Consider the following 26660-nt stretch of genomic DNA (forward strand, 5'->3'; position numbering starts at 1 on the left):
CTATGGCGGGCCGTACCTCTCAGGCGAGCCGGCGGCGCGGCGCGTCGCCGCGCGGTGGCACCAACAGTCGTGCCCGTCAACCGGCGAAGAAGACCACCCGGGCACCGGTCCGACGTCGCACCACGCCGGCCCGGCCCGGCCCGGCGGTCTACGTCGGCCGTGCGGTGGGTGCACTGTGGATGGGGCTGGCGCACGGGATGGGCTGGGCGGTGCGTGCCGCTGGCCGGCAGGCTGCGTCGGCCCGCGACCTCGACCCGGAGCACCGCCGGGACGGTGCCGGGCTGCTCCTGTTCGGGCTCGCTCTGCTCAGCGCCGTGGCGCTCTGGTTGTCCGGAGCGGGGCCGGTCGGCGCGCGACTGGCCGACACGATCCGGCTGTTCCTGGGCGCGATCTCGGTTGTCGTACCGGTGCTGCTGATGATCGGTGCGTGGCGGCTGATGCGTCAGCCGGCCGATCCGGAGCACCGCGGCCGTGGGTTGATCGGCTGGGGTTCGCTGCTGGTGTCGACCGCCGCGTTGCTCCAGATCGGGCAGGATCCGGTCGACCCGCTGGAGCGTGACTTCGCCGGCGGCCTGGTCGGCGCGGGCGTCGGTGGGCTGCTGGAGCGGGCGGTCACCGCCTGGGTGGCGGTGCCGCTGCTCGTCCTGCTGCTGCTCTTCGGCCTGCTGGTGGTGACCGCGACGCCGATCAACAAGATCCCGGAGCGGCTGGGCCTGCTCGCCGGTGGGCTGGTCGGCGCACCGGAGGCGGATGAGGAGGCGGACGAGGTGGCCGCCAAGCCGGCGCGTAAGCGACCGGCGAAGCGGATGCCCGCACCACTGGACCCGGACGACTTCGATGACCTGGACGGCGCGGACCTCCAGGAAACCATGGTGCTGCCGCGCAAGTCTCCGGCGAAGGTGCCGGCGAGCCGCAAGCCGTCGGTCGAGCCGCCGGAGCACTCGCCCGCCCCGACCCGGGCCGAGCAGCTGGCGTTGACCGGGCTCTCCGGGGACTACACCCTGCCGCCGGCCAACATGCTCAGTGCCGGGGCCGCAGCGAAGACCCGCAGCAAGGCCAACGACGAGGTGATCGCCGCGTTGACCGGCGTGTTCGACCAGTTCGACGTGGACGCCGCTGTCACCGGCTTCACCCGTGGCCCGACCGTCACGCGGTACGAGGTGGAGCTGGGGCACGGCGTCAAGGTCGAGCGGATCACCCAGCTGTCCCGCAACATCGCGTACGCGGTGAAGTCGCCTGACGTACGGATCCTCAGTCCGATCCCGGGCAAGAGCGCCGTCGGCGTGGAGATCCCGAACGCCGACCCGGAGAACGTGGCCCTCGGCGACGTGCTGCGTTCGCGCGCGGCGACCAGCGATCACCACCCGATGGTCGTGGCGCTCGGCAAGGACATCGAGGGCGGCTACGTGGTGGCCAACCTCGCCAAGATGCCGCACATCCTGATCGCCGGAGCCACTGGCGCGGGCAAGTCGAGCTGTCTCAACACCCTGCTGGTGTCCATCCTCACCCGGGCCACCCCGGACGAGGTGCGGCTGCTGCTGATCGACCCGAAGCGGGTCGAGATGACCGGTTACGAGGGCATCCCGCACCTGGTCACTCCGATCGTGACCAACGCGAAGAAGGCGGCCGACTCGCTGGACTGGGTGGTCCGCGAGATGGACATGCGCTACGACGACCTCGCCGCCAACGGGGTCCGGCACATCGACGACTTCAACCGCAAGGTCCGTAACGGCGAGATCAAGGCCCCGCCGGGCAGCGAACGTGAGATGCGTCCGTACCCGTACCTGTTGGTGATCGTGGACGAGCTGGCGGACCTGATGATGGTCGCGCCGCGCGACGTGGAGGACTCCGTCGTCCGGATCACCCAGCTGGCCCGGGCCGCCGGCATTCACCTGGTGCTGGCCACCCAGCGCCCCTCGGTCGACGTGGTGACCGGTCTGATCAAGGCGAACGTGCCGTCCCGGCTGGCGTTCGCCACCTCCTCCCTCGCGGACTCCCGGGTCATCCTCGACCAGCCGGGCGCGGAGAAGTTGCTCGGCCGTGGTGACGGGCTCTTCCTGCCGATGGGCGCCTCCAAGCCGGTCCGGATCCAGGGCGCCTGGGTCACCGAGCGGGAGATCGCCGACGTGGTGAAGTTCTGCAAGGACCAGCGTGAGCCGGAATTCCGCAAGGACGTGCTGGCCCCGGCGCAGGAGAGCAAGAAGAAGATCGACGAGGACATCGGCGACGACCTGGACCTGTTGGTGCAGGCGGTGGAGCTGGTGGTCACCTCGCAGTTCGGCTCGACCTCGATGCTGCAACGCAAGCTGCGGGTCGGTTTCGCCAAGGCGGGCCGCCTGATGGACCTGATGGAGACCCGGGGAGTGGTCGGGCCGTCCGAGGGGTCGAAGGCGCGCGACGTGCTGGTCAAGCCGGACGAGCTGGACGAGGTCCTGACCGGCCTGCGCGGCGACGTGGACTGACCGACTGTCGACAGTGGACGCACGACGGGCCCGCCGGATCCCGGCGGGCCCGCGACAAGAGAGTGGTCAGTTGTTGATCAGCGCGCCGATGATCACCAGGCTGATGATCGCGGCGACGACGCTCGCCACGGCGGCGTACCAACCGAGCGGCTTGTCACCGAGAACCGCGCCGACGACGCCCGCGATGACACCGAGCACGCCGAAGATGATCGGGTTGAGCAGCAGGGCCAGGACCGCGAAGACGAAGCCCACGATGGTGAGGATGCGGGCGGCGTTGCTGCGGGGACGGGCGGTGCTCGGCATGTCGGCCATGTCTTCCTCCAAGTGAGAGCCTGTCGTGACGAATCGATCAATACCCACTGTTGGCACCCATCACGCCTGCCTGCGCGGCACCTCAGTGGAAGATCTTGAGGCCGATCACGCCGGCGACCACCAGGAAGAGGCAGAGAATCCGGGGCAGGCTCGCCGACTCGCCGAGCGCCAGCATCCCGACCAGCGCGGTGCCGACCGCGCCGATGCCGACCCAGACCGCGTAGCCGGTGCCGACGGGGATGTCCCGGAGCGCGTACGACAGCCCGGCCATGCTCAGCAGCAGGGTCACCACGAACACCACCGACGGGACCAGCCGGCTGAAGCCGGCGCTGCGGTCCAGGGCGATCGCCCAGGCCGTCTCCAACAGTCCCGAGATCACCAGTACGAGCCAGGCCATCGTTCACCTCACCGGAAGCGCCCGGGGCTGCCGCGCCGGGACGAGTCGAGTCTGCACGTCACGCGGGGCGTCTTGGCCTGACCGGGTACGCCCACCACTCGTCCGGAGCGGCCACGAGCATCCGGCCGCCGGTGCCGACGCTAGCACCGCCCGCGGTGGCGGGACGGTGACCGTCACCACGACCCGTTGACCTCTACCTGACTTCAACTTGCAGTATCGCCACCATGACCATGCTCTACGCCGACCCCGAGGTCGCCGCCGCGCTGGACGCCGCCACCACGGTCGCCGCCATGCGCGCTGCCCTCCTGGCCGCGTACGAGGGACGCCTGATCGCGCCGCCGCGGGCCGCCGTACCGCTGGGCGGCGGGCGGATGGTGCTCACCGCCGGGCACCTGGTCGACGAGTGGTACGGCTACCGCTCCTACGACACCTTCGGTCACCCGCAGGGCGAGCAGTTGGTGGTGCTGCACGACGCCCGGACCGGGGCGATCCGGGCGGTCGCGGTGGGCGAGGAGTTGGGCTCCCGTCGTACCGGAGGGTTGGGGGGTCTCGCGGTCGACGCGCTGGCCCGTCGCGACGCCGCCACCCTCGGGGTGATCGGCTCCGGTCGGCAGGCGTGGACCCAGGTCTGGGCAGCCGCCGCGGTCCGCCCGTTGCGCGAGGTGGTGGTGCACAGCCGCTCCGCAGCTCGCCGGGAGGCCTTCGCCGCCCGGGTCCGTGTCGAACTGGGCGTGCCGGCCCGTGCGGTGGCAGATCCGGGCTCGGCCGCCACCGGGCGGGACCTGGTGGTGCTGGCGACCACCAGCCCGACCCCGGTGCTCTGCGCCGCCGATCTCAGCCCCGGCACGCACGTCAACGCGGTCGGTTTCAAGCAGCGCGACCGCAGCGAGTTCGGCACCGACCTGCTGGACACCGCCGACCTGCTGGTCACCGATTCACCGGCCCAGGCGGCGGACTACCAGCCGCCGATGCTCGCGGCCACACCCCCGTACGCCGGGCGGTTGCGCGACCTTGGCGGCATCCTGGCCGGCGCGGTCCCCGGCCGGACCACCGCGGACCAGATGTCCGTCTTCTGTTGCACCGGCCTGGCCGGCACCGAGGTGTTCCTGCTCGACGCGCTGACCCGGGTTGGCGCCGAGGCGCGCTGACGGAATGACGTTCTCCTCCGTGTCGACCGTCTCCGCAGCCCGCGTGCGTGGGCTCACCCGGCCGGCCCGGTACCCTCGGATGGTGTCTGCCACCTCTCCTTCTCCCGCTGACCACGCCGACGGCCGTCGCGTCGCCCTGCTGACCCTGGGCTGTGCCCGCAACGAGGTCGACTCCGAGGAGCTGGCCGCCCGCCTGCACGCCGACGGCTGGCAGGTGACCACCGACGGCGAGGGCGCCGACGTGGTGGTCGTCAACACCTGCGGCTTCGTGGAGAAGGCCAAGCAGGACTCGATCCAGACCCTGCTCGCCGCCGCCGGAACGGGCGCCAAGGTGGTCGCCGCAGGCTGCATGGCCGAGCGGTACGGCCGTGAGTTGGCCGACAGCCTGCCCGAGGCCCAGGCGGTGCTGAGCTTCGACGACTACCCCGACATCGCCGCCCGGCTGAACGCCGTCGTCGCCGGCGAGCAGATCAGCGCGCACACCCCACGGGACCGGCGCGAGCTGCTGCCGCTGACCCCGGTGCAGCGCCGCGACAGCGGGGTGTCGCTTCCCGGCCACGGCACGGTGACCCGCACCGTCGTCGACACCGACGAGCACACCCCGGCACACCTGCGCCAGGTGCTGCGTCGACGGCTCGACACCGGTCCGGTGGCCTCGCTGAAGCTGGCCAGCGGCTGCGACCGCCGCTGCGCGTTCTGTGCCATCCCGGCCTTCCGGGGGGCCTTCGTCTCGCGTACGCCAGACGAGCTGCTCGCCGAGGCGGAGTGGCTGGCCAAGACCGGCGTACGGGAGCTGGTGCTGGTCAGCGAGAACTCCACCTCGTACGGCAAGGACCTGGGTGACCCGCGCGCCCTGGAGAAGCTGCTGCCCCAGCTCGCCGCGGTGACCGGCATCGTCCGGGTGCGGGCCAGCTACCTCCAGCCGGCCGAGACCCGGCCCGGGCTGGTCGAGGCGATCGCGACCACCCCGGGCGTCGCACCGTACTTCGACCTGTCGTTCCAGCACTCCAGCGAGCCGGTGCTGCGCCGGATGCGGCGTTTCGGGTCCACCGACCGGTTCCTGGAGCTGCTGGCGAGTGCCCGCGCCCTTGCTCCGGACGCCGGCGCCCGGAGCAACTTCATCGTCGGTTTCCCCGGCGAGACCCGTGGCGACGTCGACGAGCTGGTCCGGTTCCTGACCGAGGCCCGGCTCGACGCGATCGGCATGTTCGACTACAGCGACGAGGACGGCACCGAGGCGGCCGGCCTGCCCGGCAAGGTCTCCGCCGCGACGATCAAGCGGCGCTACGACCGGCTCAGCGCCCTCGCCGACGAGCTCTGCTCGCAGCGGGCCGAAGACCGGCTCGGATCGACCGTCGAGGTGCTTGTCGACTCGATCGAGGACGGCGTGGTGGAGGGCCGGGCGGCCCACCAGGCGCCGGAGGTGGACGGTTCCACCACCCTCGTCGCCCCGGTCGAGGGCGGGGTCGACCTGGCCGCGCTGCGCCCGGGCGATCTGGTACGCGCAACGGTGACCGGCACCGAAGGGGTGGACCTGCTCGCTGTGCCGGATGAGATGATCTCGGCGGCGCCCGGCGCGGCACGGTGACGGCGGGTCCGAGCGGAGCGGGGGACCCAGGTGGTGCGGTGCCGGGAACGCCACGGCGGCCCGAGCGGAGTGCGGCGGTGACCGGGGCGACAGAGTCGACGCCGGGCCGGGTGGTGGCCGTGGTGCCCGTCGTCAACGCGGCGAACGCGTTGACCGCCCTGCGGCTGCTGCTGGTGCCGGTCTTCGCCGCCTCGGTGATCATGTCCGGGATGACCCACACCGGTTGGCGGATGGCGGCCTGCCTGATCTTCGCGGTGGCCTCGGCGACCGACCTGGTGGACGGCTGGATCGCCCGCCGCTTCGGGCTGGTCACCTCGGTGGGCAAGGTGGCCGACCCGATCGCCGACAAGGCGCTGACCGGCGCGGCGCTGGTGCTGCTCTCCTGGTACGACCAGCTGCCCTGGTGGGTGACCGCGCTGATTCTCGTTCGCGAGCTCGGCATCACCGGGCTGCGGTTCTGGGTGATCCGGCACGGCGTCATCGCCGCCAGTCGAGGTGGCAAGGTCAAGACCGCGCTCCAGATCCTCGCCATCGCCTGGTACCTCTGGCCGATGCCGGCCGCGCTCGCCGCCGTCGGCCCCTGGATCATGGCCGCCGCCGTCCTGGTCACGGTCGCCACCGGCTTCGACTACGTAGCGCAGGCCCTCCGCCTCCGCCGCCCCCGCTGACAGTCCCGGGCCCCGCTTTCCGCCGTTGATCATGAGGTTGTCGCCCTGCCGGACGGCGTGTCGTGACGCCAACTCCATGATCACCGCGATCGGGTGGGGTTGGGGTCGGGTCGGGTGATTGGGTTGGGGACTGGTGGGTGGGGAACGACTGGTTTCTGCGACGGAGGGTGGGGTGTCGGTGAACGGTGGCGGGGCGAGTGGTGCCGGTGTCGCTGGTGACGGGGTGGGCGGTACCGAGGTCGGCAGTGCTGCGGCGGGGGTCGTGCACCGGCTGGCCGAGCGGCACGAAACCCTGGCCACAGTCGAATCGCTCACCGGTGGGTCGCTCGCCGCTTCGATCGTGAACATCGCCGGGGTCAGCGGGGTCTACCGGGGCGGCCTCGTGGTCTACGCCACCGAGTTGAAGGCGACGCTGGCTGGCGTACCGGCTGATCTGTTGTCCGACCGGGGGCCGGTGGACCCGGACGTGGCGGTGGCGCTCGCCGAGGGCGGCCGGCAGCGGTGCGGCGCGGACTGGGGGCTGGCCACCACGGGGGTCGCCGGCCCGGAGCCGCAGGACGGGAAACCCGTCGGCCTGGTCTACGTCGCGGTCGCCGGACCGGACGGCAGCGAGGTCCGCCAGCTCGACCTGGGCGGCGGGCGGGACCACGTCCGAGCGGAGGCGGTGGTCGAGGCGCTGCGGTTGCTCTCCGAGCGGCTGGCCGCCACAACCTCGTGAACGCCAGGGCCGAAACGGTCAGAGCCACCCGAGCCGACGCCACACGGGCGGCGTCGTGCCCGTCCCGACGAACCGACGGGCGGGGCGGGATGTCGCCCGCGCCCGCAACGGGTACGGTTGCGGGAAGGCTCCGACGTTCGGGGTCGGCGCGGTCCGCCGTAGCCGGCCGCCCAGCGGCGAGCGCGAGGTATCCCTCAGGGGGAGGTGCGATGATCCTGCTACGCCGGGTGATCGGTGACGCACTGCGAGCGCGCCGGCAGGGCCAGCAGCGCACGCTGCGTGAGGTCTCCACCGCCGCCAACGTCAGCCTCGGCTACCTCTCCGAGATCGAGCGCGGGCACAAGGAGCCGTCGAGCGAGCTGCTCGCCGCGATCTGCGACGCCCTCGGTGCCCGCCTCTCCGAGCTGCTGCGTGAGGTGAGCGACACCGTGGCGCTCGCCGAGCAGATGCCCGAGGTGCTCGTCTCGATGCCGGACGAGCCGGCCGAAGCCGCTGCCAAGAGCACCAACCGGGGTGTCCGTCAGGTCACCTCCGACGGCAAGGTCGCCGTCTCGGTCCGCCAGGACTCGCCGCTCAAGGCCACCCTGCGCAGCACCCGGGTCCGCCCGACCGAGCGCGACCGGGACGTGGTCTGCGCGGCCTGAGCCGCGATTTTGTTGACCATGGGCGGGCTGGCCCCGGCCGCGTAGGGTTGCTCGCAGGAGCCGCCGGTGCTGTCGACCGCCCGGTACGGATGCCTCATTGGCGTTCGGCTGGGACGATGGAGACCGGCCGGCAACGGTCGGCCGGTTCAGCCGGCCGGCCGTGGTGGAGCGACGCTACTGAGGGGATACCGCGGAGATGGCGAACCCGTTCGTCAAGGGTTGGAACTACCTGATGGCGCTCTTCGGTGCGAAGATCGACGAGCACGCCGATCCCAAGGTGCAGATCCAGCAGGCCATCGAGGATGCCCAGCGGCAGCACCAGGCGCTGGTTCAGCAGGCTGCCGCGGTGATCGGCAACCAGCGTCAGCTGGAGATGAAGCTGTCTCGGCAGATGACCGAGGTCGAGCGGTTGCAGGGCAACGCCCGCCAGGCCCTGGTGCTCTCCGACCAGGCCCGGGCCAAGGGCGACGAGGCCGAGGCGGTGCGGTTCGAGCAGTCCGCGCAGACGCTGGCCAGCCAGCTCGTCTCCGCCGAGCAGGCCACCGAGGACCTGAAGACGCTGCACGACCAGGCGCTGGGCGCCGCCGCCCAGGCCCGCCGAGCCGTCGAGAACAACTCGATGATCCTCCAGCAGAAGCTCGCCGAGCGCACCAAGCTGCTCAGCCAGCTGGAGCAGGCCAAGATGCAGGAGACGGTGGCCCGCTCGCTGGAGTCGATGTCGTCGCTGACCGCGCCGGGCACCACCCCGTCGCTGGACGAGGTGCGCGACCGCATCGAGCGGCGGTACGCCAACGCGATGGGTCGCGCCGAACTGGCCGGCAACTCCGTCGAGGGCCGTATGTTGGAAATTCAGAAGGCCACGATCGACTCGGCCGGCTCCGCCCGGCTGGAGCAGATCCGGTCCAGCATGGCGGGGGAGCAGCTCGGCGGCACGGCCCAGCAGCGACCTGCCGTCCCGCAGGCCGAGAAGACCGGCCCGGCCAACGACCCGACGGCCGCCGCCCGGCTGGACGAGCTGCGCGCCAGCATGGCTCGCGAGCGGGGCACCGGCGACCCGACCGCCGCCGGCTGAACGACCGGATCGAGGGGGGCACTGTGGCAGACGAGCGGACCCGGTACTTCCGGAGGCTGGGTCGGCTTCGCCGGTCGGCCCGACGGTGGAGCGTGCTGGCCGGTGGGCTCGGCGGCGCGGCGGCGGTGCTGACTCCGTACGCCGGCCTTGGTCTGCCCGACGCGGCCTGGGCCGGCGCCGCGGGCAGCGCTGTGGCGCTCGCCGCCTGGCGCTGGATCGACGTGCGTGCCCTGGCCGCCCAGCCGGCGCCCCCAGCGCTCGACCCGGCCGAGGCGGCGGCCCGGTCGCGGGCCCGACTGATCGCCGCCGTCGAGCGGCTGCCGGTCGGCCCGGGCGTACTGGCCGAGGTACGCCGGGTCCGCTCCCGGATCGCTCTGCGCGGCACCAGCGCCGGAGAGCAGTGGGCCCGACTGGACCGGGCGGCGCTCACCCTGGCCGGAATGGCCCCCCGACTCACCGGGCTGGCCGAGCCGGCGGTGCTGGAGGCTGCCGCCGCCGACCGCTCGCTGCGCGACCTGGCCGCTCGGGTGGCCAGCGTCGAACGGGCGCTACGGCTGGCCCCGGCCGACGCCCGACCACCGCTGGCCGAGGCGCACGCCGCGCTGACCGCGCAACTGGAGGGCGGGGTGGCGGCATACGAACGGCTGGTGGTCGCCGCCGCCGGCTACCTGGCCGAGGACTCCCGACCGGAGACCGCCCATCCGGCCGCCGACCGGCTCACCGAGGCGACCGACCTGCTGCACGGGGTCGCCGGGGCGCTCGCCGAGCTGCGGGCCGTCGGCACCCCGCTGCGTGCGCCGACGCGCTGACGGCGCACGCGCTCCGAGAGGCAGCGCGCTGACAACGCACCCCGGGGAGGCCGCGTCGGCCCCCGGGCCGGTCACTGTGGTGTCGTCACCAGGACCGGTCCGGTGTACGGCGAGGCGCCAACGACGTTGAACGACCGGATCCGGTAGTGGTACGCGACGCCCCGGGCCAACCCCGTGTTGGTGAAGCCGCGGCCGGTCACCGTGAAGGTGGCCGTCTCCTGCTCGAAGGCCGGGTCGAGTGCCCGCTGCACGATGAACCCGGCCCCGGGGCCGCCGGGTGTGCTCGCCTCCCAGGCCAGGATCACCGTCGCGGTGTCCGGCCCCGGTGCGCTGGCGGTGGCGCTCACCCCGGTAGGGGTTCCCGGCGCGGGCGGCGAGGTCACCGTGGCGACCGTCGACCACGCGGAGGCGGAGCCCAGGTAGGTGGTGCGCACCCGGTAGTAGTACGTGGTGTCCGGTGCCACTGTCGCGTCCAGGTGGTTGTCGCCCACCCCTATCGCCGTGGTGCCCGGGCCGCTGGTGAACGTCGGGTTGGTGGCCCGCTGCACGTCGATGCCGGTGGCGAACGAGCGGTTCGTCCAGCGCAGCGCCACCCGCAGCGGGGCGGCCGGCGGGAGCGTCGCGGCCAGACCGCTCGGCGCGGCCAGGTGTACCGATGCGGGTACCCCGTTCGACCAGGACGAGTAGCTGACCGCGTTCTCCGCCCGGATCCGGTAGTGGTAGGTCACCCCGGGGGTGACTGTCGCGTCGGTGTAGCGGGTGGCGGCTGCCGCGACGGTGATCGTGGTGACCTCGCCGCCGAAGGTCGCGTCGGTGGCCCGTTGCAGCAGGTGGCTGGTGGCGGGCGGACGCCCGCCGTTGCTGGTCCAGGCCAGCGCGATCGCGGGTAACGCGGTGGCCGAGCCGGACACCGGTGTGGCGGTCAGCCCGGTCGGCGCCTTCGGCGCCACCCGCAGCACCAGCGGCCGGCTCATCCCGCCGTCGCGGTGGCCGGCGAGTTGACTGTGCCAGCGGTACTCCCAGCCCAGGTTGACCAGTTGGTTGACCACGGTGGCCGGTCGCCCGTCGATCGGACTGATCGGCGTCGACCCGGTCCGCGCTCCGGCCGGACGGCAGGGGTCGAGCAACCGGACGCTGTCTCCCAGCTTGAACGGCAGCACCGGCGCGACCGGGCGTAGCGCCACCACCACGTCCTCCCGGGGGTTGACCCGGATGACCCCCTTCCACCCCAGCTCCGTGCCGTGCGGGAGTCGCAGCGTGCCGTCCCAGCCAACCCGGTTGATCACCTGCACGTCGCAGCCGGCGACGTGCAACGGCTCGGTCTGCCGGACGTTGCCGCTGATCCGCCAGAGCTGCGTGCCGTCGGTGGGGGAGCCCACCGGCACGGCGGGGTCGGTGGCGAAGAGCACCTCGGTGACCGGGTCGGTCGTACCGAGCGGCAGCGTCGTCGGGTTGAGCGGCCCGGCATGGGGGTGCCCGACGCCGAGCCGGCCCGCCGACCGGCCGTGGTCCGGCTCGAAGATCTGCTGCGCGGCTTTCACCGCGATCGGCAGGGTCACCGGGCCGGTGCCGGCCGTCGGCGTGAACGTCACAGTGGAGGCGTGCACCGGCACCGTCGTCTGCGCCGGTGTCCGGGTGCCGAACGCCCTGTCGTACGCCGGCTGCGGGACGATCGGCGGGCGCTGGCTGGCCGCGTACGCCAGGGGCAGCCGTTCGCGCAGCCGGCTCAGGTCGTACGGCGGCTCGGGCGTCCCGGTGACCCGGAACTGGAGCAGGGTGCGGGTGTTCGGGCCGTACCCCGGTTCGGTCGAGGGCGGGCCGCCACCGGCGCTGCGGTCCGGGGCATCGGTGTGCTGGTCGTAGCGGCTGTCGAAGCCGGGCAGTGGGGCCGGAGCGTCGTTGTAGAGAATCAGCGTGCTACCCGGCGGCACGGCGGTGAAATCGACGAGCACGTCGGCCCGTTCGCCCGGGGCGAGCAGCACTGTGTGTCCGTCGACGTTCAGCACTGTCGGGTCGAGCCGGTCGTAGCGGTAGCCGATCGGTTGGTTCGGCAGCACCACCGGCGCCGGCAGGAGGCCGGCCTCGTTGCCGATCTGGATGAACTCCGGGCCGGCAGCGCGGGGATCCGGCACACCGCCGTCGCGTCCGTCGGTGGGCCACCCCGCCGGACGGTCCGCCGCCCGCGCGGCTGGCACCATCGGCACTTCACCGGCGTCGGGGTCGGCGAGCGCCCCGTCGGCCGTCCACATCGCCGCGTCGGAGCAGGCGCGGTAGAGCTGAAGGTTGAGGCTGCGGTCCAGGCAGGCGTTGAGGATCCGGAACCGGTACGCGCGCGGCCGCACCTCCAGGTACGGGTAGGCGACGCCGTTGACGAGCGGGGTGTCGCCGTACGCTTCGGGCACCGCCGACGGGTGCGGTACGCCGGGGCTCGACGGCGGCTCGTCCGGCGCGCCGACCGGGTCGTGGTGCGGGTTCGGCACCCAACCGTCGGCGGGGGCGTCGCCGGAGGCGGGGTTGCGGGACCAGGGTCCGTAGTCCCACCGGCCGGTGGCGTTGCGTCCGCCGGACCGGTACGGGTTCTGCCGGGGTTGGTAGACATGCGGGTGCCAGAGGCTTCCCCGGGCGCCCCAGCGTTCCCGGTCCCAGGTCGGGTCCTCGGCGGCGAGTTGGGTGTCGTCCGGAACGAACGTCTTGTCCTCGATCACCAGCGGCACCTGGTCGGCCGGCAGCACCGCGTCGGCGACGAGCTGGTCCTCGGCCGGGTCGGCGATCAGGTAGAGCGCGAGCTGTCCGCCGTAGACGGTGAGTCGGGCCAGGCCGAGGGTGTTGTCGTGGAACCACAGCAGCCGGCCGCTCTGCTCGTTCGGAAAGTAGAGCGTGGTGGCCCCGGTGCCGGGCGCCGGCATGTCCGGCACGTGAGCCAGGCCGGGCCCGGTCGGGTACGGGGTGATCTCCCCGGCCGGGGTGATCCACTGCCCCGGGTTGCCCGCGCTGGTCCAGCCGGTCTGCGCCCCGGCCAGGTGCAGCACGGCCCGGTTCTGTGGGTACGGCGCCGGGCCGTCCAGTGGGCCCAGGCCGGCTCCCTCGACGGTGTCGTCGACCGGTAGGAACAGCTCGCCGGACCGGCCGGTGGGGAGCTGGTTGATGAACTTCACCCGGACCGGTCGACCCCGACGGGCGCTGATCATCGGCCCGAGGTGCCAGGGCCGCTCCGGAGGCGCCACCGTGTTGTGTCCGGCCGGGTCGGTGCCAAGGTTCAGTTGCCGGTAGCCGCGCAGCCGGGTGACCGGCAGGTCCCGGTGCAGCCGCTGCGCGTACTCCTGCAGGCCGATCTCGTAGTAGTCGCAGCCCGGATAGCTGATGGTGTCCGGCACCGCCACCGGCAGGTGGCTGCCGAGCTCGCCGCGGCCGGGCTGGCCCGGGACGGGCAGTGGGTCGACGAACTTGCGCAGCCCGGTCCCGGCCACCACCTGCCCGTCGGGGCCCCGGGTCGGGCGAGGGCTGTGGGCGAAGTTCGGTACCGGGCCGAAGTAGCGGGGCACGACGGCCGGGTCCAGGCTCGGCGTGACGACGGCCTCGTCGGTGGTACGCGGGGTCGGCACGGACGCGGCCCGGCTGTCGGCCTCGGTGTCGCGGGTGGTCCGCTCGAAGAAGGTGGAGCGGAGTCTGCGGAACATCGCCATGACTCTCCCCGGTTCGGGGCGCGAGGTCCGCCACCCCGGCGTGGGGGACCTCGGCACTCTGCTGACGGTCGGTGAGCGCTCAACCGCAGCATGCGACTCCGGCGGCCGGTTAGGAATTACCCAATCGTCCGTTTCTGCCGTGGATCCCGTCTGGCGAGAGCCTGGTCAGCCGGATGATGAGGGGCGCGGGAGTTCGGGCTGACAGACCGGGCACCAGTAGGTGACCCGTTCGCCGAGCTCCTCCTTGCGGATGGCCGTGCCGCAGCGGCGGCAGGGCTGAGCGCGGCGGCCGTACACGTAGCTGGTCTGCCCCCGGTGCAGTGAGCCGGTGCTGCTCTGCGTCCACCGGCCCCGGTTGGCGGCGAGCAGCCGCTGGGAGAGGGCCACCAGGCCCGGCAGGTCGGGCACTTTCTCGACCGGGGTCCACGGTGACACGCCCCGCAGGAACAGCACCTCGCACTTGTAGAGGTTGCCCACACCGGCCAGGTTGCGCTGGTCGAGCAGCGCCTCGCCGATGGTCTGCTCGGGGTGGTCGGCGAGCCGACGGACCGCCTCGGCCGGGTCCCAGTCGGCGCCGAGCAGGTCGGGGCCGAGGTGGCCGACCAGGTGGCCCTCGTCGGCGGTCGGCACCAGGGTCAGGTCGTGCAGGTGGTAGCCGACCGCGACAGCGCCAGGGCTGCGCAGCACCACCCGGATCAGGTGCGCGGGCCGTCCGCTCCAGCGTTCCCCCGGGGCGTACGCCCGCCAGGCGCCGTCCATCCGCAGGTGGGAGTGCAGGGTCCAATGCTCCCCGGTCGGGGCGTCGAATCGCAGCAGCAGGTGTTTGCCCCGGCTGGCCGACTCACGGACGGTCCAGTCGGTCAGGTCCGTGGTCGCCAGCTGCGGCACCCGGAAGTCACTGCCGGTGATCCGCGCGCCGGCCAGCGCACGCTGCAGCACGCGCGCGGTGTTCCAGACGGTGTCGCCTTCGGGCACCCTGCCATCCTCCCTCTTTCGAGCAAGATTCGCATGTGTCGCTATTTGTACTCAGGTTCCTCATGATCTACCGACATGCGAAGGTCAGGGGGTTCTGAGGAGAATGCCCATGACGCGACCCTCTTGTCGTATCCCATCCGTCGCCCTCATCGCCACCCTCGCACTTCTGCTCGCCGCAGCGCTGCTACCCGCCGGCGGCCCTGCCCCGGCCGCACCCGGCGGCGCTCCGATCACTCTCGTCGCCGCCGCGCCCGGCGACGAACGGTGGAGCGTCGACCTCACCATCGTCGACCGCGACGATGTCAACGTCCGGCGTAGCGCCGCCGGCCTCCGCCTGCGGGATGCCCGCGCCAACGGGCGCGGCGCCCGCAGCCCGCACAGTGCTGTCGCCGAGGGGATGCTGCTGGCCGCTCCCCGTACTCTCGCCCGGCCGGCCACCCGGGTCCGCGCTGAGATCAACGCCGCAGTTCCGGCAGGGGCGACAGTGGAGGCGCAGGTTCGCGGCTGGCGGGCCGCCGGCTGGACGGAGTGGCGGGCGGCCACCACCGGCGCGGTCTTCGACCGGCCGGTCACCAGGGTGCAGACCCGGGTGGTGCTCACCGCCCCCGACGGCGGCGCCACGGCGACGGCACGGAGCGTGCGGCTCACCGCCGACGCGAACGTCGCCGTCTCCGCCGCCACGCCCGGCCGCACCTACCGGGTGTACGCCACCCGTATCGGCCTGGTCGGCGAGCTGACCGCCAACGGCCGTACCGTGCAACCCCGGGACCACTTCGCGGCGCTGCCGTCGCGGCGGGGGCTCTCCCCGTTGAACACCGGCGACTACACAGTGCGGGTCTGCACCACCAGCGGCTCCCGCTGCGAGTACGCCCCGGTCTGGGACGTCGGGCCGTGGAACACCCGCGACGACTACTGGAACCCCTCGTCGGTTCGGGAGAACTGGAAGAACCTGCCGCAGGGCCGGCCCGAGGCGCAGGCCGCGTACCAGTCCGGCTACAACGGCGGACGGGACCAGTTCGGGCGGACCGTGCTCAACCCGGCCGGCATCGACCTGGCCGACGGGACGTTCTGGGACGGGTTGCTACTGACCACCAACTCCTGGGTGGACGTCGCGTACCTGTGGACCGGAGGGGGGCCGCGCGGTGTCGTCGGTGACGGGCCGCTCAACATCCGCACCGGGGCCAGCACGTCGTACGCGACGCGAGGCCTCGCTGCCCGGCTGGCCCACGTGCCGATCCAGTGTTACGTCACCGGTCAGTCGGTCGCCGGCCCCTACCGGACCACCACCCGCTGGAACCGTCTGGCCAGCGGCCAGTACGTCAGCCACGCATACATCTCCAGCGTGTACGGCGGCAGCGTGCCGGTCTGCTGAGCCACGCTCACCCCGTCGGGCGCTCCGTCGATGTCAGGGGCGCTCGTCGGGGCGAGCCGTGCGCACCATGTCCTGGTAGCGCGGGTGGCTGGCGCCGTAGACGGCGTAGTTGAGGCGGGCGTGCGTCAGGCTCAGGTCGCCGTTGGGGCCGCCCCGGACGGCGTCGGCGTCGGCGTCGGTCTGGCCGTCGTCGGTCCAGAAACAGACGGGGCAGGTCCCCCCGCCGGTTCGGGATGCACAGCAGGGACAGCCCACAGGAACCACATGCTCACCCACCGGAGAAGCATTCCACAGTCGAACATCAGCCCGATACCCGCAGGAGGTCCCCCGGGAAGGCGGCGAGGAGGTCCGCGGCCCGCCCGCCGTTGACCGCGACCGCCACCAGACCGGCCGAGTCGACGTAAGCCACCAGGCCTCCGGCCGGGGCGTCGCCGAAGGTGCGCCCGTGCACCGCCGCGAGGGTCGGCGTCGGTCCCGGCGGACCCACCCGGAGCGTGGCCGGCAGCCGATCGAGCAACTCGGCCGGCGCGGCAAGTTGGACGTTGCCGAAGTGGTCCACTGTCAGCACCTCGGCGGTGAAGCCCTCGGCGTCCCGGGACACCGTCGGCGCCGGGAGTCGCACCAGCCCGGCGGGATCGACAGGTGGGCCCGCCTCGGCCAGCGGTGCGCCGAGCGCCAGCCGGGCCGCCGCCGGTGCGAAGACGTCCCGGCCGTGGAACGTGGCGGACACCTCAGCGGCCAGCCAGCGCGGCTCGGTCAGCTCGACCGCGCCGGTCACCCCACCGAGCGCGGTGGCCGCGTCCAGCAGCAACCCGTTGTCCGGTCCGACCAGCAGTCCGCCCGGGGTGGCCAGCGCGACCCCCCGCCGGGCGGTGCCCACACCCGGATCGACCACCGCCACGTGCACTCCCACCGGCAGGTACGGCACGGTCTGCGCCAGTACGGCAGCACCGCGCCGGACATCAGCCGGCGGGACCAGGTGGGTCACGTCGATCACCCGTGCGGCCGGTGCGATCCGGGCGATGACCCCGTGGCAGGCGGCCACGAAGCCGTCGGTGAGGCCGTAGTCGGTGGTCAGCGAGATCCAGGGCGCGGCGGACATGCCCGCAGGCTAGTGGAACCTGCGCCGTGCTGGCGGATACGGGACAGCGCAGTGGCCGACCGGCCCCTCCCGCCGCGGGAAGAGGTTGTGCAGACTGCCCTGGTGACAACTCGGAACCTCCCCGCAGTCGGAATCCTGCTGGTCGCCGTCGCCCTCAGCGCCGGTTGTGGCAGTGACGACGACGGCAACCCGACCGCGACCCCGTCCGTCTCGTCCGAGGCGGCCCCGACCGGCCTGCCGACGCCCCAGGCCGCACCCAGTGCCGACGGCGCGACCCCGCCCCCCGCTGCCCAGGGCACGACGCAGCGACGGCCGGCCAGCCCGCCGCCGGTGGTGCTGCCCAAGCGTCCGGCCAGCGCGCCCGGCGCGAAGCAGGTCGTCGACGCTTTCCGTGCCGCCGGCCTGAAGGTGCCGCACCCGAAGGACCGCTCGGTCGACTGCGGGCCGGACGGCCTCGGCCTGGGCTGTTCCGAGCTGATCGCCACCGACGCCGTAACCGTGTACGTCTTCCCGGACGAGACCAGCGCCAGTGACATCGCGGAGACGTGGGGTGGCCAGTCGTACCGGCGCGGCGCGGTGGTGTTGAACTACCTGGAGGCGAAGACCCCGGCCGCCGACCGCCCCGGCTACGAAAAGGCCCTCGACAGGCTGGGCTGAGCCACCGGCGTGGCCGGAGCATGTTGTTCTTTTGACCGTGATGTCTGTGAGTCATCGTGATGACTCACAGACATCAAGCTCTCTGCGGAATTGCCCTCGGCGGGTCCTCGGCGGGTCAGCCGCGCAGGCGTAGGCCCCGGGGGGTGGCCCGGAAGCCGGCGGCGGTCAACGCGTCCCGCAGCGGCGACGAGTGCACCGCCTCGCCGTCGGCCCGCTCCACCGACATCGCGCCCAACGCCCCCGAGTGGACGGCGTCGGCGAGCGCCTTGCCGGCTGCGGCGAGCGCGTCGGTGTCGTCGGTGAAGGAGAGCAGCGTTCGGCCGCCGCGTTCGACGTAGAGGACGAGGTCTCCGCCGACCTGCACCACCAGGGCACCCGCCTTGCGACCGGCCCGGTGCCCGGTCGCCGGGGTGGCGCCGTCGCCGGAGTCGATCACCCGTTCCGGCCAGGGCAGCGCCGCACCGTACGGGTTGGCCGGGTCGGTCGCGGCGAGCACCGTCGCCACCGCGCCCCGACCCCGGGCGCCGTCGGTCGGCTCGGCCAGCGCGCGCAGCCGGTCCACAGCACCGGGTACGGCGAACTGCGCCGCCCCGAGCCCTTCGACGAAGTAACCCCGGCGGGCCGCGCCGCGCTCCTCCAGCGCCGACAGCACCGGGTAGACCGCCGAGAACCCACCGACCACCTGCTCGGCCATCACCGCGCCCCGGGTGACCACCCCGTGCCGCTCCAGCAGCAGGTCGGCGAGCGCGGCGGCCCGCCGGGTCGGGTCGAGGTCCCGCGCCGGAAGACGCGACCAGCGGCCGGCGACCGTCGGCGGGCCACCCCGGGTCGGCAGCGCCACCCGACCGGGCCGCCGGTAACGGGTGCGGGGCGCGGACGGCCGGGAGCGGTGCGCGCCGCCGGCGCCGAGCACCGCGCGTAGCGGGGCGAGGGTGTCGTTGCTGAGGTAGCCCGCCCAGACCAGGTCCCAGATCACAGCGGTCAACGCGGCGTCGTCGGTCGACCCGACCCGGTCGGCCAGCGGGCGGAAGAAGAGCGCCTGCCCGTCGCCGAGCGCGTCGAGCACCGCGTCGTGCAGCGGGGTACGGGTCAACGCCTCGTCGGGCGGCGGGAGCAGCAGCGGTGCGGCGTCCGCGTACGCCAGGGTTACCCAGCCGTCGCCCCCGGAGATCGCGCCCGACCCCGCCCAGAGCACCTCCCCGCTGGCGCACAGCTCGTCCAGCTGGGCGGGGGAGTAGTCAGCGACCCGGGCGGGCAGCACCAAGCGTTCCAGAGCTGACGCCGGAACCGCAGTGCCCTGCAACTGCTCCACGGTGGCGGCCAGCGCCTCCACACCTCGGGCGGACGAGCCGACCTGCTGCCAGCGCGGCAGGAACGTGGCGAGGGCCCGGGGCGGCACCGGCTCGATCTCCCGGCGCAGCGCCGCCAGCGAGCGACGACGCAGCATCCGCAGCACCTCGGCGTCACACCACTGGGCGCCGGCCGAATCCGGTGTGAACTCCCCGGAGACCACCCGCCCTGTGGCGCCGAGTCGGCGCAGCGCCTGCTCGACGACGAACACACCGAGCCCGAACCGGGCCGCGCAGCTCGCCGCGGCGAACGGCCCGTGGGTGCGGGCGTAGCGGGCCACCAGGTCACCGAGCGGATCGGCCACCGGGGCGAGGTACGCCTCAGCCACCCCCATCGGCAGCGCCACGCCGAGGGCGTCGCGCAGGCGGGCGGCGTCCTCGACACCCACCCAGCGCTGCTCGCCCGCGATCCGGACCCGCAGCACCCGGCGGGTGGCCTCCAGCTCACTGAGCCACGTCTCCGGCACACCCCGCTCGGTCAACTCGGCGTCGCTCAGGTCACCGAGCACCCGCAGCAGCTCGACGACGTCCTCGGCGTCGCGGGGGCGGCGCTGCTCGGTCAGCCACCGCAGTTGCCGGTCGGTCTCGGTGAGCACCGCCGGGTCGAGCAACTCCCGCAGGTCGACACGGCCGAGCAGCTCGCCGAGGAGCGTGGAGTCGAGGGCGAGTGCGGCGGCGCGGCGCTCGGCCAGCGGGGCGTCACCCTCGTAGAGGAACGCGCCGACATAGCCGAAGAGCAGCGACCGCGCGAACGGCGACGGCGCGCTGGTCTCCACCTCGACCAGCCGCACCTTGCGGGTGGCCAGGTCGCGCATCAACCCGGCCAGCGCCGGCTGGTCGAAGACGTCCTGGAGGCACTCCCGGGCAGCCTCCAGGGTGACCGGGAAGTCCGCGTACTCGCGGGCGACGTCGAGCAGTTGCGCGGCCCGCTGCCGTTGCTGCCAGAGCGGTTGGCGACGCCGCGGGTCGCGGCGCGGCAGCAGCAGGGACCGGGCGGCGCACTCCCGGAAACGGGCGGCGAACAGGGCGGAGGTGCCGACCGACTCCTCCACGAGCTGGGCGATCTCGTCGGGCTCGAAGACCACCACGTCGGCGCCGGGCGGCTCGTCGGCGGTGTCCGGAAGACGCACCACGATGCCGTCGTCGGAGGGCATCACCTGGGCGTCGACCCCGTACCGCTCGGCCAGCCGGCGGCCCACCGCGAGGGCCCAGGGTCCGTTGACCCGGGCACCGAGCACGCTGTGCACGGCTAGCCGCCAGTCACCCAGCTCGTCGCGGAACCGCTCGACCACCACCGTGCGGTCGTCGGGCAGCGAGCGGGTGGCCTCCCGCTGCTCGCGCAGGTAGGCCATCAGGTTGTTGGCGGCCCAGTCGTCCAGCCCACCGTCGCGCAGCGCGGCCACTGCCGCCTCGTCGGTCTGGCGCAGCAGGGTGCGGACCCGGGCGCCGATCGCCCGGCCCAGCTCCACCGGCCGGCCCAGCTGGTCGCCCTTCCAGAACGGCATGCGGGCGGCCTGCCCCGGGGCGGGCGAGACCAGCACCCGGTCCGGAGTGATCTCCTCGATCCGCCAGGAGGACGAGCCGAGCAGGAAGACGTCACCGACCCGGGACTCGTAGACCATCTCCTCGTCCAGCTCGCCGACCCGGGCGGCCCGCTCGGCGCCGGCCAGGAAGACCCCGAACAGACCCCGGTCGGGGATGGTTCCACCGCTGGTCACCGCGAGGCGTTGCGCCCCCTGGCGGCCGGTGAGCACATCGGTGGCCCGGTCCCAGACGAGCCGGGGGCGCAGCTCGGCGAACGCCGTGGACGGGTAGCGGCCGGAGAGCATGTCGAGCACGGCGTGCAGCGCCGAGTCGGGCAGCTCGGCGAAGGGCGCGGCCCGGCGGACCAGCACGGCCAGGTCGCCCAGCGTCCACGGCTCCAGCGCCACCATCGCCACGATCTGCTGGGCCAGCACATCCAACGGGTTGCGCGGGTAGTGCAGCTCCTCGATCGCTCCGGCGGTCATCCGCTCGGCGACCACCGCGCAGGAGAGCAGGTCGCCGCGGTGCTTGGGGAAGACCACCCCCCGCGAGACCGCGCCCACCTGGTGCCCGGCCCGGCCGACCCGTTGCAGACCGGCAGCCACGCTGGGCGGCGCCTCGATCTGCACCACCAGGTCGACAGCGCCCATGTCGATGCCGAGCTCCAGGCTGGAGGTGGCCACCACCGCCGGGAGCTGGCCGGACTTGAGCGCTTCCTCGATGTGCTTGCGCTCCTCCCGGGAGACGCTGCCGTGGTGGGCGCGGGCGATCACGGGCGCCGCGCCGGTGGCCGCGCCGGACTGGGCCATCACCTCGGCCGGCGGCCGGTTGCGCAGCGGACCGGCGGGACCGCCCCAGCGCTGCGCGCCGGATGCCGGGTCACCGTCGCCCGCCGGGTCGTCGCCGGCCGGCAACCCCTCCGGTACGCCGATCGCGCCCTCGACCGACGCGGATGCGGCCACCGCCTCGGCGGCCAGCTCGTTGAGTCGGGCGCAGAGGCGCTCGGCGCTACGCCGGGAGTTGGTGAAGACGATGGTCGAGCGGTGCTGCCCGATGAGGGTGAAGACCCGTTCCTCCACGGCCGGCCAGATCGACGCCCGACGTGGCCCGGGGCCGCCGAGGTCGTCCTCCGGTGGCTGCTCCTGCTCGTCCAGGCGGGTCATGTCCTCCACCGGGACCTCGACGCTGACCTCGATGGTCTTCAGGGTGGCCGGCTGCACCACGTCGACCGGGCGGGCGCCGCCGAGGAACTGCGCACAGGCGTCGATCGGCCGGACGGTGGCCGAGAGGCCGATGCGCTGCGCCGGGGCGGGCAGCAGCTCGTCGAGGCGTTCGAGAGAGAGGGCGAGGTGGGCGCCGCGTTTGCTGCCGGCCACCGCGTGCACCTCGTCGACGATCACCGTCTGGATGCCGCGCAGCGAGTCGCGAGCCGCGGAGGTGAGCAGCAGGAACAGCGACTCGGGCGTGGTGATGAGGATGTCCGGTGGGGTGCGGGCGAAGGCGCGTCGCTCGTCGGCGGGCGTGTCGCCGGTGCGCATGCCGACGGTGATGTCGGGCGGTGCGACGCCCAACCGGGTGGCCGCCTGCCGGATGCCGGCCAGCGGGGCGCGCAGGTTGCGCTCCACGTCGACGGCGAGAGCCTTGAGCGGGCTGACGTAGAGCACGCGGCACCGCTGGCGGGCCTCGGCCGGTGCTGGCTCGCTGGCGAGTCGGTCCAGTGACCAGAGGAAGGCCGCGAGCGTCTTGCCCGAGCCGGTGGGCGCCACGACGAGCGCGTTGCGCCCGGCGGCGACCGACCGCCAGGCGCCGGTCTGCGCGGCGGTCGGGGCGGCGAAGGCGTTGTCGAACCAGGCGCGGGTGGCCGGGCCGAACCCGGCCAGCACCGCGCCGGCGTCTGCGTCTGCCCCGGTCACCGGTCCATCGTGCCCCGCGGGTCCGACATCCACGAGCGACCTCACGACGGAATGAACCAGCAAAAGGCAAAAAGCGTGGAAGGTGCGCTTAATACGTTAAGTCTCACTTAACTGTTTGCTTCTAAGGAGCAACATAAAGTAACTTCACTCGCAACGCGAACCGGGGTGAGGGGATTTGATGGCCGGCGAGCAGCGCACCGTCGAACCGGGCACCGACGTGCTGATTCGCAAGGTCGACAGCCACCTCGCCGCGCTCCGCGCCGGCCTGCACGGCCCCGAGCTCGAGCTCGCAGAACGCCTCGCCCACTGTCTACGCCAGATGGTTCTCTGCACCGCCCAGGCCAGCGCCGCCGACCGGGGTCAGGTCCGCGTGGCAGTGCACTACTTCGTGCTGCGTCGCGAGAGCCGTGGCCGCCTGCTGTCGGTGCGTTCGCTGACCGCCGCCGAGCGGGTCGTCGACCGGGTCGCCCGCCAACTCGGCCGCCCCGACCTGCTGGCCGAGCTGCGCCGCGACCGCCCCGCACCCGGCGACGCGCAACCCCTCAACAACGCCCTCCTGACCTGACAACCCCGCCCCGCCCCACCCCCGTCAATCAAAAGTCCCCGTCACCGGCCCACCCGCACCCCCACCCCCACCCCGCGCCCGCGAGCCCCGCCTGTGCCCTGCGCCCCACTGGCGCCCCGCCTGTGTCCCGCGCCCCGCTCGCTCCCCGCGCCCCGCTCGCTCCCCGCGCCCCGCTCGCTCCCCGCGCCGCACCCCGCCTGTGCCTCGCGCTCCGCTCGCTCCCCGCGCGCTCCGCTCGCTCCCCGCGCCCGCCCGGGCCTCGCGCGCCCGCCCGGGCCTCGCGCCTCCGCCCGCGCCCCGTACCCCTCCCCGCCGCCCGCGCCCCCCGTCCTGCCCGCCCGCCCCCACCCCTCGTCCTGCCCGCGCCCGCCCCCACCCTCGTCGATCAAGGAGTTGTGGTGGGTGACAAGTGCCCCGTGAAAGACCAAATCGGGCACCACAGCTCCATGATCGACCGGGGTGCGCTGCTCGTTCCCCGCGATCTTGCACTTGCTGTCGTGGCATAGCGGGCATTCCGCGCGAGTCGACATCCGAAACTGCAAGATCGGCGCGAGCGGGGGAGAACGGGGGTGGGTGGGGGTCAGGGTGGTGTGGAGTTGGAGGGCTTGGGGGGACGAATTCTGGCAAAACCGCCCGGCGGGGGAGGAACTGGCGTCTGATCGCTGCTAGGCGCCACCGCTGCCACGGGCGTCGGCCATGTCGATCGGGAGCGCAGGTGCTGGTACTGCTCATCCTCCATCTCGTGGCGGCCCTCGCCGCGCCCCTGCTCGTCCGCCGGTGGGGTCCGCGCGCGTGCTACCCGCTGGCGCTCGCGCCGGCTGCCGCGTTCTGCTGGGCGGTGGCCCGCACTCCGGCCGTCGCCGACGGCGGGGCGGTGGTCGAGACGTACCCGTGGATCCGGCAGTTGGGCCTCGACATCGCGTTCCGGCTCACCACGCTGTCCTGGCTGATGACGCTGCTGATCGGCGGCGTCGGCACGCTGGTGCTGGTCTACAGCGCCCGGTATTTCGGTGCCGGTTCCAGCGGGCTGGCGCGGTTCGTCGCGGTCCTGGTCGCCTTCGCGGGCGCGATGCTCGCGCTGGTCTTCGCCGACGACCTGCTGCTGCTCTACGTCGGCTGGGAGCTGACCACGATCTTCTCGTACCTGCTGATCGGGCACAGCACCGAACGGCGGTCCAGCCGTTGGGCGGCGGCGCAGGCGTTGACAGTCACCACGCTGGGCGGACTCGCCATGCTGGTCGGCTTCATCATGCTAGGCGAACACGCCGGCACCTACCGCTGGTCGGAGATCAGCCAGCAGCCTCTGCCCGGAGGCGGGTACCTGGTGGGCGCCGTGCTGCTGATCCTGGCCGGCGCGCTGTCCAAGTCGGCGGTGCTGCCGTTCAGCTCGTGGCTGCCGGTCGCGATGGCGGCACCCACGCCGGTCAGCGCCTACCTGCACGCCGCCGCCATGGTCAAGGCCGGTGTCTACCTGGTCGGGCTGCTCGCGCCGGTGCTCGCCACGGTCGGCCCGTGGCGGCCGCTGGTGCAGGTCGCCGGTGTGGCGACCATGCTGCTCGGCGGGTGGGCCGCGCTGCGTCAGACCGACCTCAAGCTGCTGCTGGCGTACGGGACGGTCAGTCAGCTCGGCCTGCTGGTGGCTGTGACCGGCTCGGGCACGCCCGACGCCGCGCTGGCCGGCACCGCGATGCTGCTGTCGCACGCCCTGTTCAAGGCGGCGCTGTTCCTGGTCGTCGGCATCATCGACCACGGTGCCGGCACCCGTGACCTGCGCGAGCTGTCCGGGGTGCGGCACTGGTCCCGGCCGCTGTTCGTGGTCGCAGTGCTGGCCGCGGCGTCGATGGCCGGTGTGCCGCCGCTGGTCGGCTTCGTGGCCAAGGAGGCGGTGTTCGCGGCGTTCACCGACCAGCCGGTGCTCCTCACCGGCCTGGTCGCCGGGACGGTGCTCACCGTCGCGTACAGCGCCCGCTTCCTCTGGGGCGCGTTCGCCGACCGGCCGGGTGTGGCGCCAGTCCCGCCGGGGTCGATCGCCGCGTCGATGCTGGTCCCGCCCGCGGTGCTCGCCGGTGTCGGTCTGCTCGCCGGTCCGGCCGCGAGCGTGCTGGACGACCTGCTGCGCCCGTACGCCGATCTGCTCGGCGGTGTCGACGCGCACCTGGCGCTCTGGGCCGGACCGACCCCGGCGCTCGGCCTGTCCGTGCTGGCGCTCGTCGGTGGCGGTCTGCTCTTCGCCGTGCGCGGGCCGCTCGCCCCGGTGCTGGCCCGACTCCGGTCACCGGTGGGGGGCAACCAGGGGTACGAGTGGGCGGTCGGCCGGTTCGACCGGCTGGCCATCGAGGTCACCAGCGCGACCCAGCGTGGCTCACTGCCGCAGTATCTGGGCATCATCCTGGTGACACTGGTGCTGGTGCCGGGTGCGGCGATGCTTTCCGCCAGCCCCTGGCGGGCGCGGATTCCACTCTGGGACAGCGCGCTGCAACCGGTGGTCGTCGTGGTGATCGCGGTGGCGGCGGTGCTGGCGGTCGGTGCCCGCCGCCGGCTGACCGCGATGCTGCTGGTGGGCATGACCGGCTACGGCACGGCGATGTTGTTCGTGCTGCACGGAGCGCCCGACCTGGCGCTCACCCAGTTCCTGGTGGAAACCGCGACGATCGCGGTCTTCGTGCTGGTGCTGCGTCGCCTGCCGGAGCGGTTCTCGGCCCGCCCGCTGCGCCGTACCCGTTGGGTCCGTCGGGTGATCGGGGTGGCGGCGGGTGTGGTGGCCGCCGGGTTGGCCCTCACCGCCGTCGGGGCACGCCGGGCGCCGGACATCTCCGCCGCCTTTCCGGATCTGGCGGTGGTGCACGGGTACGGCCGCAACGTGGTCAACGTGACCCTTGTCGACATCCGGGCCTGGGACACGATGGGCGAGCTGGCGGTGCTGGTGGTGGCCGCGACCGGGGTGGCCAGCCTGATCTTCGAGCGCTCCCGCACCGGGCCGCGGCCGCGCCGGCCCGGTGCCGAGCAGGAGGAGGGCGGACGCGGCCGGCCGGTGTGGCTGCGCGGTGGCCCCACCCTCTACGAGGAGCGCCGCTCGATCGTGTTGGAGGTGGTCATCCGGCTGATCTTCCACACCGTGGTGCTGTTCTCGCTGTTCCTGCTCTTCTCCGGGCACAACGCGCCGGGCGGCGGGTTCGCCGGCGGGCTGGTGGCGGGTCTCGCCCTGGTGGTGCGCTACCTGGCCGGCGGCCGGTACGAGCTGACCGAGGCGGCCCCGATCGGCGCTGGCGCGATCCTCGGCGCCGGGCTGGCCATGGCGGTGGGCAGTGGTGTGGTGGCGCTGCTGCTCGGCGGGTCGGTGCTGGAGAGCGCGAAGGTCGACCGAACCCTGCCGCTGATTGGCGACGCCCATCTGGTCACGTCGCTCTTCTTCGACATCGGCGTGTACCTGGTGGTGATCGGGTTGGTCCTGGACATCCTGCGCAGCCTCGGTGCCGAGGTGGACCGGCACATCGAGGCCACTGGAACGGCCAGCGGCGGGTTGGCCGTCGACAAGGGGGACCGGGCGTGAGCGCGAGGAGTGAGCCGGGTTTGCGAGCCCCGCAGTCGCGAACAGGGGTGGCGCGGTGAGCGCGAGGAGTGAGCCGGGTTTGCGAGCCCCGCAGTCGCGAACAGGGGTGGCGCGGTGAGCGCGAGGAGTGAGCCGGGTTTGCGAGCCCCGCA

The 26660-nt window shown here is 73.3% G+C and carries 19 protein-coding genes and 1 riboswitch; of the genes, 12 read left to right on the forward strand and 7 right to left on the reverse strand.

Annotation, left to right across the window (positions count from 1 at the left end; translation table 11 throughout):
• Positions 1-2 precede the first annotated feature (2 nt).
• Positions 3-2462, forward strand: a complete 2460-nt coding sequence (locus ACFYPG_RS32710; protein ID WP_355009541.1) for a DNA translocase FtsK 4TM domain-containing protein — start codon at positions 3-5, stop codon at positions 2460-2462.
• A gap of 66 nt (positions 2463-2528) precedes the next feature.
• Here the strand turns inward: ACFYPG_RS32710 and ACFYPG_RS32715 are convergent, their stop codons facing one another.
• The gene (locus ACFYPG_RS32715; protein ID WP_112586600.1) at positions 2529-2774 is read right to left on the reverse strand and encodes a hypothetical protein; all 246 of its coding nucleotides are present in this window, start codon (positions 2772-2774) and stop codon (positions 2529-2531) included.
• A gap of 82 nt (positions 2775-2856) precedes the next feature.
• Positions 2857-3171: an SMR family transporter gene (locus ACFYPG_RS32720; protein ID WP_357195224.1), complete on the reverse strand. Its 315-nt coding sequence runs from the start codon at positions 3169-3171 to the stop codon at positions 2857-2859.
• Positions 3172-3232: 61 nt separating this feature from the next.
• A riboswitch (guanidine-III (ykkC-III) riboswitch) is annotated at positions 3233-3304 on the reverse strand.
• A 91-nt stretch (positions 3305-3395) separates the two neighbouring features.
• On the opposite strand from ACFYPG_RS32720, the gene ACFYPG_RS32725 reads away from it, so the two are divergent.
• From ACFYPG_RS32725 to ACFYPG_RS32755, 7 genes are all read left to right on the forward strand, one after another.
• The gene (locus ACFYPG_RS32725) at positions 3396-4319 is read left to right on the forward strand and encodes an ornithine cyclodeaminase family protein (protein ID WP_387355072.1); all 924 of its coding nucleotides are present in this window, start codon (positions 3396-3398) and stop codon (positions 4317-4319) included.
• A 79-nt stretch (positions 4320-4398) separates the two neighbouring features.
• Positions 4399-5907, forward strand: coding sequence for a 30S ribosomal protein S12 methylthiotransferase RimO (gene rimO, locus ACFYPG_RS32730; RefSeq protein ID WP_355009598.1), 1509 nt, complete (start codon positions 4399-4401; stop codon positions 5905-5907).
• Positions 5908-5984: 77 nt separating this feature from the next.
• Positions 5985-6575 (forward strand): CDP-diacylglycerol--glycerol-3-phosphate 3-phosphatidyltransferase, encoded by a 591-nt coding sequence (gene pgsA, locus ACFYPG_RS32735; protein WP_355009538.1) that lies wholly within the window; start codon positions 5985-5987, stop codon positions 6573-6575.
• Between the two features lie 223 nt (positions 6576-6798).
• Positions 6799-7293 carry a CinA family protein gene (locus tag ACFYPG_RS32740; protein WP_387355085.1) on the forward strand — a complete coding sequence of 165 codons (495 nt, stop codon included), beginning with the start codon at positions 6799-6801 and terminating at the stop codon, positions 7291-7293.
• 209 nt (positions 7294-7502) lie between these two features.
• Positions 7503-7937, forward strand: coding sequence for a helix-turn-helix transcriptional regulator (locus ACFYPG_RS32745; protein WP_355009537.1), 435 nt, complete (start codon positions 7503-7505; stop codon positions 7935-7937).
• 196 nt (positions 7938-8133) lie between these two features.
• Positions 8134-9009 (forward strand): PspA/IM30 family protein, encoded by an 876-nt coding sequence (locus ACFYPG_RS32750; protein WP_355009536.1) that lies wholly within the window; start codon positions 8134-8136, stop codon positions 9007-9009.
• 23 nt (positions 9010-9032) lie between these two features.
• On the forward strand, positions 9033-9818 hold the full coding sequence (locus ACFYPG_RS32755; RefSeq protein WP_355009535.1) for a hypothetical protein: 786 nt from the start codon (positions 9033-9035) through the stop codon (positions 9816-9818).
• A gap of 71 nt (positions 9819-9889) precedes the next feature.
• Here ACFYPG_RS32755 and ACFYPG_RS32760 read toward each other — a convergent pair whose 3' ends face one another.
• Positions 9890-13501, reverse strand: a complete 3612-nt coding sequence (locus ACFYPG_RS32760; protein WP_355009534.1) for a hypothetical protein — start codon at positions 13499-13501, stop codon at positions 9890-9892.
• 165 nt (positions 13502-13666) lie between these two features.
• A complete protein-coding gene (locus ACFYPG_RS32765; protein ID WP_355009533.1) occupies positions 13667-14476 on the reverse strand; it encodes a DNA-formamidopyrimidine glycosylase family protein in 810 nt (269 codons plus the stop codon).
• Between the two features lie 109 nt (positions 14477-14585).
• Between ACFYPG_RS32765 and ACFYPG_RS32770 the strand changes: the two genes are divergently transcribed.
• On the forward strand, positions 14586-15848 hold the full coding sequence (locus ACFYPG_RS32770) for a hypothetical protein (protein WP_387355076.1): 1263 nt from the start codon (positions 14586-14588) through the stop codon (positions 15846-15848).
• A 33-nt stretch (positions 15849-15881) separates the two neighbouring features.
• On the opposite strand, the gene ACFYPG_RS32775 is transcribed toward ACFYPG_RS32770, so the two are convergent.
• Both ACFYPG_RS32775 and ACFYPG_RS32780 read right to left on the reverse strand, forming a co-directional pair.
• The gene (locus ACFYPG_RS32775) at positions 15882-16124 is read right to left on the reverse strand and encodes a CPCC family cysteine-rich protein (RefSeq protein WP_238671784.1); all 243 of its coding nucleotides are present in this window, start codon (positions 16122-16124) and stop codon (positions 15882-15884) included.
• A gap of 25 nt (positions 16125-16149) precedes the next feature.
• Entirely contained in the window at positions 16150-16950 is an 801-nt protein-coding gene (locus ACFYPG_RS32780; protein ID WP_355009531.1) for an SAM-dependent chlorinase/fluorinase, read from the reverse strand.
• Between the two features lie 102 nt (positions 16951-17052).
• On the opposite strand from ACFYPG_RS32780, the gene ACFYPG_RS32785 reads away from it, so the two are divergent.
• Positions 17053-17607 (forward strand): hypothetical protein, encoded by a 555-nt coding sequence (locus ACFYPG_RS32785; protein ID WP_355009530.1) that lies wholly within the window; start codon positions 17053-17055, stop codon positions 17605-17607.
• A gap of 115 nt (positions 17608-17722) precedes the next feature.
• Here the strand turns inward: ACFYPG_RS32785 and ACFYPG_RS32790 are convergent, their stop codons facing one another.
• Positions 17723-22393 carry a DEAD/DEAH box helicase gene (locus tag ACFYPG_RS32790; protein WP_355009529.1) on the reverse strand — a complete coding sequence of 1557 codons (4671 nt, stop codon included), beginning with the start codon at positions 22391-22393 and terminating at the stop codon, positions 17723-17725.
• Positions 22394-22571: 178 nt separating this feature from the next.
• On the opposite strand from ACFYPG_RS32790, the gene ACFYPG_RS32795 reads away from it, so the two are divergent.
• Complete coding sequence (locus ACFYPG_RS32795; RefSeq protein ID WP_355009528.1) at positions 22572-22958, forward strand: hypothetical protein; 387 nt, start codon at positions 22572-22574, stop codon at positions 22956-22958.
• Between the two features lie 715 nt (positions 22959-23673).
• A complete protein-coding gene (locus ACFYPG_RS32800; RefSeq protein ID WP_355009527.1) occupies positions 23674-26508 on the forward strand; it encodes a Na+/H+ antiporter subunit A in 2835 nt (944 codons plus the stop codon).
• Positions 26509-26660 lie beyond the last annotated feature (152 nt).

The sequence above is a fragment of the Micromonospora sp. NPDC005553 genome, assembly GCF_042871765.1.
Lineage (GTDB): Bacteria > Actinomycetota > Actinomycetes > Mycobacteriales > Micromonosporaceae > Micromonospora.